This is a genomic window from Clostridium sp. 'deep sea' (assembly GCF_014931565.1).
Classification (GTDB): Bacteria; Bacillota; UBA994; order PWPR01; family PWPR01.
Genome location: NZ_CP063353.1, coordinates 3365067 through 3378388, shown reverse-complemented (window position 1 = coordinate 3378388; position 13322 = coordinate 3365067). Strand labels below are relative to the sequence as shown.

Below are 13322 nucleotides of genomic sequence, written 5' to 3'. Positions count from 1 at the left end.
TTTCTTTTTTTAATATATACTGCTTTTTAAAGTAAATTATTATTACTATTAATATGTAAAAAAATTAAGATATATTTTAATTTTACAATTATGAACATATGTGCAATTAAAGAATAATTTGTAAATAGACATTATTATTTTACATATTTCTACATAATGTACATTTTTCCTTTGACGAATTTTGTCTTTTTTTGTTAAATATAAACTTTTATTTAAAATAAACCTAAATTTATGCCAAAAAATAATAAAAAGAATGTTATATTTTACATATAACATTCTTTTTGGTTATTTATGTTATTGGATATTTTATACAACTCGTTTTTCTGACTGCTTTTTATCTATTAGCTTTTGCAGTTTGTCTTTATCTTTTACTATAATTTGACCTTGACTAGCGTCCGCTAAAATATCATCCATATTGCTCAATGGCTTATAATTGAGTCCTAAAACAGCCCAAACCAAGAGTGTTATTCCTGCAATTATTAAAACAAGTCTCATATCTTTGCCAGCTCCCTCTCCCACTATAAAGTTAACTACTGAAGAGTTAAAGAAATTGGTTTGCAATAATGGTTTTAATTTATTTGTAAGCATGTTAGCGGTAAGATAACTAATAGGTGTTAAAATAGAAACCAACATTCTATTAACAGCAAATACTCGCCCTTGTAGCTCTAGTCCTACTTTAACTTGAATTAAGGAACGCCAGTGAACATCTACTATAGCTGTAGAGAAAAATACTCCAAAAAATGCTATTGCAGCAAAAACAGGGTTAGGCCTTAAGCCAGCTATACAAACAGATATGGCTAAAGGAACTACAAAACCAACCATACCTTTAGCTCTTTTTCTAATACCACCTGTTGCCAACATTATAATTGAACCAACTAAAATACCCACACCCATAAATGACCTTACAAAGCCCAGTGTTGTTTCACTGGCATAGCTACTAACTAAGGGTATTAATATTACATCGAATATGCCAAATACAAAGTTAACTAACAAGAAAAACACTACCATTGCTACCATGCTTTTGCGTTTTATTATAAAGTTCCAACCACCTAAAAGCTCTTTTAAAATAGGCTCTTCGGATCTGGTAAACATGGTATTTGGGAATCTTAGCAAACATAATACAGCTATTGCAACTATAAATGATACTAAGTCAATAATCACTAAACCCTTAAAGCCAATTGTTATCATCAGTAAACCACTAAAAATTGGTCCTACTATATTGCCTATTGCCCCCGAAAACTGAGCCACACTATTGGCTTGTGCCAGGTACATTTTAGGGGTAATTTGTGTTACTGCTGCTAAATATGCTGGCTGTCTAAAGCAAGTTGCAATAGATGATAGTACTGTAAAGACATAGATATGCCAGGTTTCTAATCCATTATTATATAAGAGTATTAATATGCTAATAGAGCTTAATGCGGCAATTATATCACCTAAAATTAATATTAAGCGCTTATTAAATCTATCAACAATTGTCCCCGCAAACGGCATTATTATTATTGTTGGTATAATTCTAAATAATAACATGGTGGCAAAAGCAGATAAAGTTCCGGTTTGCTGGAGTATCCACAGGCCTGCACCAAAGGTAGCTATGATAGAACCTACCTCAGAGATTATTTGAACTATTGCCACGGTTAAAAATAGTTGCATGCTGGGCACTACTCGTTTATGTTTTTTCATATTAACTACTTTTTCATTGGTAGCAGCTACCTGATCTTGAACATTAGTATCACAACTTTGCCATAAATTAACCTTATTTTCAATTATGTTAGCCAGCTCGGTAGCCTGACTCTTAAAGAAAAAATGGCCACCATTTTCTACTGTTTTTAAGTCTACATAATCGCTAAAGAATTCCCATTCGTGGTATCTCTCTTGATAAAATTCGGTCATTCTATCTCCATCACCTATAACACAGGTAATGGGTGCCTTAAACTTTGGCTTGTTTTTAGTGTTATAAACCTCACTATACCAGTCTATACACTCTTTTGAATCATGTTTAAGGTTTCTAATAATAAAGTCTGATTCAGCTGGGCTAATATCGCTGGTTAAACCACCAATTGTTCTTAAGAGGTCTTTATTTCCTTTATCTGTTAATAAGCTTGGAAAGATTTTATCCCATATTTTAAAGAACATGTTGGTAATACGCGGTGCAGGGAACATAGCGCCTACAAATACTCCCTGTACTTGCCTGCCTGCTTTTTCTAGCTCATAAGCCAAATAAACAGCCATAGTAGCTCCTAAACAATGTCCATATAATACTATTGGTCCGGTTACTTTTTCTTTTATTTCCTGTAAACAACGATTTGCACTATCTTTAATTGACATTAGTTCTTCGTTAGGTCGACTAAAATCATGGCCAGGTAATTCCACCGCATATAGAGAATAATTAGGGGGTAGGGCATTGGCTAAAGGTTGATAAGATATTGCACTACCACCCCCAAAAGGAAAGCAAATAAGAGATACTTCTTGGTCTTTAGCTGCAATGGCTTTAGTAAACTCAATTAACATGCCTCTCTCACCAGAATTGTCCTGAGAAAGGTAGTTAATTAACTCCCTAATTGTGGAGTTTTTAAATAAATCCATTACCCCTAAACCCTCGCTAACACTGCGTACCAATTTTATAGCCTTAAAGGAGTCTCCTCCTAAATCGAAAAAGTCATCATCAATACCTATTTTTTTAACTCCAAGTATCTCATTCCACTTGTTAGCCATTTCATTTTCAGCTTGATTACGTGGTGCAACATAGAGTTCATCTGCATCTCTTTGTAAGTTTGGCTCTGGTAAAGCAAAACGGTCTACTTTGCCATTAGCATTTAAGGGCATAAAATCTAGCTTTACAAAGGCTGTTGGAATCATATACTTTGGTAATTTATTTTTTAAGTACTCTTTAAGCTTTTTCTCACTATACTGCTGCTCATTTTTAGCAACAACATAGGCAACCAGTATTTTTTCATCATTTTGATCTCTAGCTAATACCACAGAGTCCTTAACTGTTTCATATGCTTTTATTAGTGAATCAATCTCACCTATCTCTATACGATAACCTCTTATTTTAACCTGGTAGTCTATTCTACCCAAAAACTCAAGATTGCCACTAGGTAACCACTTTACCAAGTCGCCTGTTTTGTACATTTTTTCGCCAACTGCAAAGGGATTGTTTACAAATTTTTGGTCAGTAAGCTCTGCACTATTTAAATAACCTCTGGCTAAACCCTCACCAGCTATGCATAACTCTCCAGCCACACCTACAGGCTGTAGTTTATGTGTTTTGTTTAGCACATAAACTTGATAGTTAGCTAATGGATGACCAATGGGAATACTATTCATCCTGCTTAATTGTTGATAATCTACTAAAAATGCAGTTGTATCTACACAGCACTCTGTTGGTCCATAGATATTTGTAATATTGGGTTTATTAGCTTTAAAAAATGCTAAAAAATCCTTAACTACTTGCACAGGAAGTGCTTCTCCACCAATAATAAAGTGTTTTACCGGAATGTTTTTTATATTTTCAGTATTGTCTTCTAAAATTAGTTTAAAATGTGACGGTGTACCGTCGGATACATCTATAGCATTATTAATGTAATACTCAACCAAGTCTGCGCCCATATACCGACACTCTTCGGGTATAATATGCAGACAATGACCCTGCAATAAACTAGCAAAGATTTGTTTTACGGAGGCATCAAACACGTACGGTGCAATTAGGCTTATGTTTAAGTAGTTATGATATTTGCTGTAAATGTTTTTATTTAAGGCTGTGACTAAGTTAATAACATTGCCATGCTCTATCATTACCCCCTTGGGTTTACCTGTTGAACCAGAGGTATAAATTATATAAGCCAAATCACTGGCCGTATTTACTAGGGGCAAATTACTTGAATCTGCCTCATAGATTTTGCTACTGTTTAAATCCAACACAGTTCCGTTAAAGCTTATGTTGTTTATTAAGTGATTTTGGGTTAGTAATACCGTAGCTTTACTATCCTTTAACATGTAGTTCACTCTATCTTTGGGGTACTCTGGCGATATTGGCATATAAGCAGCACCAGCCTTGAGTATTGCCATAATTGCTATCATCATTGTTAGTGAGCGATCTGCTAATAAAGCAACAACTGAATCTGGCTTAATATGCTCTGCTCTTAAAGCTCTAGCTAGCTGATTCGCTTTTTCATTTAGCTCTCGGTAGCTTAGCTTTTTACCCTCAAAAACAACCGCACAATTATTAGGTACCTTTTCAACCAATGCTTCAAAACATTCACAAATCGTTTGTTTTTTAGGGTATGTGGTTTTGGTATCATTAAATTCAATTAGTAGTTGTTGTTTCTCTTTTGCAGACAACATCTCTAATTCAGCCAACTTAATGTGTGGATTATTGGCAACTGCAATTAAGATGTTTTGGTAATGGTTAATAAGCTTTTTTATTGTTTGTTTACTAAATACCTTTGTGGCATACTCTAAATTAAAATAAATACTATTATTTAGCTCTCTTGCCTCTAAGGTTATATCAAACTTAGCTTTGCCTCGCTCAAATGGAAATGGTTTGAGCTTATTATCAGCAATTTCAAGCTCTTTGTTTTCAGTATTTTGGAGAATAAACATGGTATCGAATAAAGGATTTCTACTTAAATCTCGGTTAAGATCTAGCTTTTCAACTAGTTTATCAAATGGATAGTCTTGATTTTCATAGGCCTTTAAGCAGTTTTGTTTTACCTCTTGCAAAAACTCACTATAACTTTTATTGTTATTAGGGTAGTTTCTTATAGCTAGGGTATTTACAAACATACCTAATATTTTAGTTAAATCGGCATGCTGCCTACCTGCAATAGGTGTACCCACTACAATGTCTTCTTGCCCACTGTATTTGGCTAACAGGATATTGTAGGCTGCCAATAATGCCATAAAAATGGTTACTCCGTTTTGCTGACAGACTTGATAAAGGCTTTTACTTAGCTCTTTACTAATATTAAAGCCAATAGTATCTCCTTTAAAGCTCTGATAACTTGGTCGATTGTAATCAGTTGGCATATTAAGCACCGGGACTTCTGTAAACTGATTAAGCCAATATTGTTCATGTTTTTTCATGGCTGGAGAGCTAAGTTTTTTTTGCTCCCAAGCGCAGTAATCTTTGTATTGAAAAGCCAATTCTTCAAGACTTTCGCCTTTATATAAGCTAGTAAATTCATTCATTATAATATCCATAGAGCTACCATCGGAGATTATATGGTGCATATCAAACATTAAAATATGTTTTTCTTCAGCTACTTTTATAAGTTTTACTCTTAGTAATGGTGCTTCATTTAACTTAAAGGGTTTAACAAAATTAAATATTTCAGCTTTTATTAAGTCTTGGCTATTAAGATTTTGCTCTGTGTATTCAATCTTAAAGTTTATCTCACTGTGTATTTTTTGGCTGATTTGATTATTAATTAACTCAAAGCTAGTTCTAAAGGCCTCATGCCTTGTTACTAATTGTTTAAAGCAAAACTCAACCTGATTTTTGTTTAGTTTTCCTGTAAGAATTTTTACTGTGGTTACATTGTAATTAATATTATCTGTTGAAAATTGATTTAAGGCATACATTCTTCTTTGCGCTGATGAAACCGGATAATAATCTTGCACTTGTACGGGCTCTAACGCTATGTATTCACTTTTTACGCTTTTATTAAGATACTCTGCTAACTGCTTTATGTTTGGGTTTTTAAAGATATCACTTACAGTAATGGTTACTAATAGCTCTTTTTCAATAAGAGCTGCTACATTTATAGCCTTTAGGGAGTGACCTCCTAGGGTAAAGAAATCGTCGTTGATACCTATTTTATTTACCCCTAATATCTCACACCATATCTTAACTAATTTTTTTTCAAGCTCCGTATTTGCTTTAACATACTCTATGCCTGTTTTCATATCTGCGGTAGGGTGAGGAAAAAGTTCACGGTTTATTTTACCGTTTTGATTAAGAGGCATTTCAGCTAAGTTTATAAAGTAAGAGGGAATCATGTAATTAGGTAAATCCTGTTTAAGCTCTTGTCTTAACTTTTTGGGGCTATATTTGGTATCAGTCACAATATAAGCACATAGGTATTTGTTACTCTTTTCTCCTCTATCAATTACTAGAGCCTCTTTTATACCAGCTAGCTTTAACAAGCTATTTTCAATTTCAGCTGGCTCTATTCTAAAGCCTCTAATTTTAACTTGATGATCAACTCTACCTAAAAACTCAATATTTCCATCGGGTAACCAACGCGCTAAGTCTCCTGTACGGTACATTAACTGACCTTTTAAACTAGGGTTGTTAACAAATTTTTGAGATGTTAGTTGAGGTTTATTTAGGTAACCTGCTGCTAAACCATCTCCCCCCACACATAACTGACCATATACACCTATTGGTACTAACTTGTTATGTTTGTCAAAGATATAGGCAGTAGAGTTGGCTATGGGTTTGCCAATTGGCAGTGTTTTGTATTGATTAAAGTTATCTTTTATTACATAACAGGTAGAGAAGGTGGTGTTTTCTGTTGGTCCGTATCCATTTATCACTGTTAGCAGTGGGGCGTATTGTTTTACTAGGGCAACATTTTTAGGAGATACTACATCGCCACCTACTAAAAGATAGCTTAATCCCGTAAAGATATTTGGCTTTTCTTCACAAATTTTATTAAATAAAGGAGATGTAAGCCATAAAATATTTATGCTATTACTTAGTAAGTATTCTCCAAGTTTTTCAGCACTTAAAATTACATCTTTACTTGTAAGGTATAGGCTTAAGCCATTAAGTAAAGCCCCCCATATTTCAAAGGTTGAAGCATCAAAGGTAATTGAGCCTGTTTGTAGAATTTTATCCTCTGGTTTAAACCTGATATAGTTAGTATTTTTTACTAACCTTACAACATTTTTTTGCTTTACTGCAACACCTTTTGGTTTACCAGTTGTTCCAGAGGTATAAATAATATAAGCTAGGCTATCGGCAGTTGTTGTTTGCTGTGGATTACAACTACTTTGGCTATAAGATTTTTCATTATTTAAGTTAATTACTGTTCCTTTAAAGCTTTGCTGATTAAGGTATTTTTGCTCTGTTAATAAAACATTCACTTCACAGTCACTTAACATGTAAGCTACACGCTCAGCTGGGTAATCAGTATCTATTGGCAAGTATGCTGCCCCCGATTTTAAAATGGCCAATGTTGCAACTATCATTTCTAAAGAACGATCTGCCATAATTGCAACTATGTTATTTGGTAAAACGCCATGCTTTATTAATCTAAAAGCAAGTTTGTTGGCTCTTTCATTGAGCTCTTTATAGGTAACTTTTTTATGATTATGTACTACGGCTATTTTATTTGGGGTAAGCTGGGTTTGCTGTTCAAATAGCTCACAAAGTGTTTTATTATTAGGGTACTGGGTTTTTGTATTATTAAAGTCTTTTAGGATTTGAGTCTTTTCACTGTCGGAAAGCATTTCTATTTGTGATAACTCTATTGAACAGTCTTTAGCTATTACTTTAAGAATGTTTTTAAAGTGACTAATTAATCTGGTAATGGTTGTTCTTTTAAAAAGCTTTGTACAGTATTCAAAGTTAAATTCTATTACCTCATGTTGCTCATATGCTTCAAGGCTTAAATCAAACTTAGATACATGGTCTTTAAAATGATAGTTTGTTACTTTAACATCTGGCAATTCAAGTTCTTTATTATCTGTATTTTGCAAAACAAAAATTGTCTCTATTAAAGCAGCGCGACTTTGCTCTCTTTGCATATTAAGTTTTTCAACTAACATCTCAAACTGATAGTTTTGATTTTCGTATGCTTTTAAGGCATTTTGTTTTACTTCGTTTAAAAACTCACTAAATTTTTTATGACCATGAGGGTAGTTACGCAGTGCTAAAGTGTTTACAAACATCCCAATCATCTGTTGCAAATCGCTATGTTGTCTGCCTGCTGCTGCTACCCCTATTACAATATCTTCTTGAGCAGTATATTTTGCTAACAAGACATTATAGGCTGCCATTAAAAGCATATATAAAGTTGCCCCACTAGCTTTACAAATATTTTTTAGTTTACGGGTTAAAGATTTGTTAATTTTAAAGCTAACAGTATCTCCCTCAAAGCTTTGAACGTTAGGGCGTTTATAATCTGTAGGCAAGTTTAATACAGGAACTTCATTGTTAAAAATATTGCTCCAATATTCTTCACTTTTTTTTAGTAAGTCACTGTTAGTTACTTTATGCTGCCAAGCAGTGTAATCTTTATACTGAACCCTGGCTGTTGTAAGGTTTTCACCGTTATAAAGCTTGGAGAATTGCTCCATAAGAATTGCTACAGATGTTCCATCAGCTATTATATGGTGCATATCAATCATTAAAGCAAATTTATTTTGTTTAAGTTTTAGTAGCTTAAGCCTTAATAATGGGGCTTGAGCTAAGTTAAAGGGCCTAACAAACTTCTTAACCTCATTATGAACTTGCTGTGATGAATTTGAATTAATTTCAGCATATTGCATATTAAAAGCTACTTGGTCATGAATTCGTTGCATGATATTGTTATTAACAATCTCAAATGATGTTCTTAATACCTCATGTTTATTTATGAGCTGTTTAAAACATAGTTCAATTTTTTGTTTTTGCACATTACCCTCTAAAATCTTAACTAAGGGTAAGTTATAATTGGTATTGTTAGCTGTTTTACTTGCAGCATACATTCTTTTTTGAGCTGAAGATACCTCATAAAGCTCTTGTTTTGCTACCTGCTCTATTGTAAAATACTCACTCTTTTGGCAATTGGCAATGTGCAGGGCAAGCTTTTTAATGCTCGCATGCTTAAACATTGAACTTACAGTTATACTTACTTTAAGCTGTTCTTGTATTGCTGCTATAATTTTTATTGCCTTTAAGGAGTCTCCTCCCAGCACAAAAAAATTATCATTTATGCCTATTTTAGTTATAACTAAAACTTTACTCCATATCTCTGTAAGCTTTTGCTCTGTTAAATTTGTTGCAGATACATATTCTTGCCCAGTTTGAATATCTCCAGTTGGCTCTGGTAGAGCTTTACGGTTAATTTTGCCATTTAGAGTTAAAGGTAACTCAGCTAACTGTTTAAAGTATGATGGTATCATATAGTTTGGTAAGCTTAAAGCTAAGTTTTCTCTAAGAGCTGTTACAGTTATTGCTTTATTGGCAATGTAATAAGCACATAAATATTTAATACCCTCAGCATTTTTTTTAGCTAAAACTACTGCCTGTTTTATAGCCTCAATTTTAAGCAATTGACTCTCTATTTCACCAGGTTCTACCCTAAAACCTCGTATTTTAACCTGATAATCTATTCTACCTAAAAACTCAATTTTACCATTATAATGCCAGCGAGCAAGGTCACCTGTTTTATACATTTTTGTACCCTCAATAAAGGGATTATTAATAAACTTTTCGGCTGTTAACTCTGGCTTATGTAGGTAACCTTTAGCTAAGTTATCACCTGCAATGCAAAGCTCTCCAGCCACACCCATAGGCACTGGGTTTTGATTTTTATCTAAAATATATATTTGAGTATTTAATAATGGACTACCAATAGATACATTATTACCACTTGGTTTATGGCTAAGGTAGTTAAACATGGTGGCACAAATAGTTGTTTCAGTTGGCCCGTAGCCATTAATTATTTGCATGTTAGCATTTAACCTTAAGTATTGCTCTAAAACATAGTCTTTAATAGACTCTACACCTACTAACATTTTATTAAGTGCAATATCCTTATCTTTTATTAAATTATATACTTCCTGTAATATTGTTGGTGGTATATAGGTAAATGTTATTTTTTTATTGACTATAGTTTGGGCTATATTATTAATATTTAGCACAAGATCATTTTCAAATAATACAAGAGTTGCTCCATAACATAGCGGAAAAAAGATTTCAGCTACAGCCACATCAAAAGAGATATTAGTAAGGCTCAAACATTTATCACTGTAGCCTATATTTTTATTGAACCTAATATAAAATGAGTTTAAAAAGTTATGTAAGCTTTTATGGGATACCTCTACCCCTTTAGGTTTACCAGTTGAGCCCGATGTATATATAACGTAGGCTGTATTACTTGAGTTAAGAGGGTTTGGCTTATAAGAGTTAGTGCTATAAGCATTTTTATCGTTAATATCTATTATTTCTTGCTCTATTAATAAGTTATTCAGGAACTTATTCTGGGCTAATACTAGCTTTGTTTTGCTATCCCTTATCATATAATTTATTCTGTTTGAAGGATACAATGGATTAATAGGCATATAAGCTGCACCAACTTTTAGAATAGCTACTATAGCAACAACCGTTTCTAAAGATCTCTCTGCTAATAAGCCTACTATATCATTTGTCTTTACACCTTTTTGCTGTAAATAGCTAGCTAATAAGTTAGCTTTTTCATTTAACTGGGAATAGGTAAGTTGATTATTATGGAATTCAACAGCGATACTATGGGGATTATTGATTACTTGTTTTTCTATTAACTCACATATAGTTTTATCACTTTGGTACTTTTGTTTGTTATTATTAAAATCTTTTAATAAAACTTTTTTTTCTTTAGCAGACAATATATCTATATCACATTGAGCGATATCAGGTTTTTTTACAATTAAGTTAAGAGTATTTAAATACCTACTAATTAATTTTTGAACCTCAATTTTGCTTATCAGGCTCTCATTAAACTTTATTTTTGATTCTATTTGAGAACCATTTTCTGTGTAACTCATACATAAAGCAAACTTAGAGTTATGCCCTACTTCTTCTTTGCAAAAGCCAATATGATGATAATTTGATTCATTAAAACCATTAACAGCTTCTTTTATTTGTTTATTTATGTTAACACAAACACTCAAAAAACTGCTTCTATTAATATCATTTGTGACATTAACATAGTTATACTTATTATTCTTTTTAATGATATTTTCAATGACACACTTTTCTTCACTAGCATATTTACCTAATAAAATACTAAAAGCGGTAAGTAAAAAAACACTTGTTGATATTTTTTCTTTTTCTACAACAGCCTTTATTTTATTTGTAATAACATCATTAATTGTAAACTCGATGCTTGCTGGTGAGAATTCATTCTCGTTAGAATTCTTGATGTGGCTTTTTGCCAAAATAACATCACTCAAAAAATTGCTCACTGGTTTTCACCGTCCTATATTTTTTTAACAGATAGTTATACTACTCCTTATATTTACAATAAGGCTCTAGTCGAAAAAGCCTTAAATAAATATATATTGTGTTTAATTACTTTGAGGTAGCAAAAAATAACAACTGCATATTATATGAGTCTTTTATTATAAATGCTATTTTATTTATCTTTTTTTTGGTAATTATATTATTTAAATCACTTAAGTAACTTTAATAAATCTTTATATTTAGTTATTTAACATATTTTATTTTAATATGAAACTAAATGTATATTTGTTAGATATCTGTTTTAAAGTGTTCGACAAAAATATAATATTTTCCTTTGACGAAATATGTCTAATATTGCTAGATATTAGTTTTTTATATTACATTATCATTAAAATTTACAATTAAATTATTGTAAAAATAAATAATCTGTAATAAATATTTTATTACAGATTATTTTATTAACTTATATGGTATAATTTAACTAATTATTTACATTAATACTTAATTTTAATTTATTTGAATTAATATTATTTAATTGGTAATTATTATTTTGAACTGCACATAAAGCTACTATATGCTTTTTATCTATTAAAAACTGCTTAAAATAATGTTTAGTTTTAAACTGTTGGCTTTTAAATTCTATTATGTCTTTGTTTAAAGTAAATGAAAATGAATCTAAGGATATAGCTAACCCTTTACCTATGGCTTTAATATAACTCTCTTTAAGAGTCCAAATCTTAAAAAAGTACTCTAGTTGTTCACTCTCTTTAGTATTTAGCAATGTTAAATACTCTTCTTTAGCAAAAAATCTCTTAGCTATCTCAAAATCGACTGGTTTAATTTCTTCTACATCTATTCCTACACTATTGTTAGAAATAGCACTAACCACCCAGTTACCAGCATGTGATACGTTAAAATGAATATGGGGGTATTCCGTAAGATACGGTTTTCCATACTCATTTTTAGCAAAACTCTTTTGGTAATTAAGATGATATTGTTTTTTTAAACTATAGCGAACTAAATGCTCAGCTACTAAACTACGTAAAGCATCTTTATAAAATCTAAACTTATTAATCTTTTGCTGTTTTTCTTGGGGCAAAAAACTAAGTAGTTCATTATAAGTATCTTTATTTAAGTCTTCACTTATATTAAAGCTATAAATATTAATCATTTAATTTTCTACCCCTAATATCTCTATTTTCATAATTTTAAACCTGCTAAATAAATATTAACAGCTTTGTAGCTAATAATATAAACTTATAAATTGATTATGATTGCTTATTTGTATATTTTTAACAATTTCCTTGGCAATAATATGTTTTATTCTTTATGCCATAAAAATAGGTTTATTACTTAACTGCATACCAACCTGGTTCAAACTCTAATTGAAGCATTTTTCCGAATTGAATGCCGAATTCAATAAAGCCACAGCCAATAGCCGTTAATAGGTTACCATCAATATGATAAGTGTCTATAGAGCCATCTTCATTTTTTAGCTCTGTAATATCTCTCATATTTTTCATTTGCTGCATGGTAAATCCTTCTTCTAGGAGGCCAGCTTTTAAAACTCCAGCTATGTATTTTTTATTCTGTAACATTCCTGCTTTTAATAATAAGATTGGGGAACTTGAAATACTAGCAATTATTATATTTGGCGAGTCAAATTGTTGTAAAAAGCTTTGTATTTGTTGGTTATCAACTATATCACTAAGATCCATACAGCCTGGTATTAACAATGAATCATATTCACTAATGCAGAGTTGCTTTAATGACTTTGTTCTTTTAACATGTAAACCTTCTTCACTAATAGCATGCTCATTAAGACAAAACACTTCGTATTTTTTATTGCTTTGAGCTAAAACAGATAACGCTACGCTTATTTCATAATTACTAAAAAGATCAAATAATAAAACTGCTGTTTTTTTGTTGTGCATTTCTAACCTCTCCTTTCGTTATCTTATTATACTATATTTTGTTAATTAAATAATTTATTAGTTAAATATAATTTTTCTCTTCTAAAATAAATAAACTTAAAAATCTTATTCTATATGATATAAATAATTATGGCGTAAAACGCAAAGTCAATTTAATGCACGGCTTTCAGAATTGAATCTAAATCAAGGAATAGCCAGAATTATTCATAACATAATACGACCAGTATATGTTA

General features: G+C 31.5%; 3 protein-coding genes. All 3 read right to left on the bottom strand.

The genetic code is table 11. The features are described 5' to 3' along the window. Positions 1–306 precede the first annotated feature (306 nt). Entirely contained in the window at positions 307–11157 is a 10851-nt protein-coding gene (locus IMX26_RS15630; RefSeq protein WP_195159287.1) for a non-ribosomal peptide synthetase, read from the bottom strand. Between the two features lie 479 nt (positions 11158–11636). After that, entirely contained in the window at positions 11637–12326 is a 690-nt protein-coding gene (locus IMX26_RS15625) for a 4'-phosphopantetheinyl transferase superfamily protein (RefSeq protein ID WP_195159286.1), read from the bottom strand. A gap of 178 nt (positions 12327–12504) precedes the next feature. Next, positions 12505–13089: a DJ-1/PfpI family protein gene (locus IMX26_RS15620; protein WP_195159285.1), complete on the bottom strand. Its 585-nt coding sequence runs from the start codon at positions 13087–13089 to the stop codon at positions 12505–12507. Positions 13090–13322: the final 233 nt, after the last annotated feature.